1 protein-coding gene is annotated in these 275 nt (G+C 50.9%); it reads right to left on the bottom strand.

From position 1 onward, the window contains the following. Window positions 1-275 (bottom strand): hypothetical protein (locus ACTHSL_RS13585; protein ID WP_440381719.1); only part of this gene is annotated, 275 nt, incomplete at both ends.

Genomic DNA, 275 nt, shown 5'->3' with positions numbered 1-275 from the left:
AGACACGACAGCGCCAAGAATACGTGCAACAAATCCGATCACAGCCGTCACAATCGGCATCACAACCGGAATAATGCGGGCCACAACCTGCAACACAACCGAAACAACCTGCACCACCACACGCATAATCGACATGATGACTGGTATCAGCGACCGGATAAGGCCGATGATAGGTGGCAGCACAGACATGACAGCACCCAAAATCTGTTGAATCACAGGCATCAAAACAGGCACCAACTGCATGATGACACCAACAACCTGCCGTATCACAGCAA

The organism is Neisseria sp. P0008.S010 (genome assembly GCF_051962715.1).
Lineage (GTDB): Bacteria > Pseudomonadota > Gammaproteobacteria > Burkholderiales > Neisseriaceae > Neisseria > Neisseria elongata.
The sequence above is the reverse complement of the archived record's forward strand: the minus strand, read 5'-3'. Positions and strand labels throughout refer to the sequence as shown.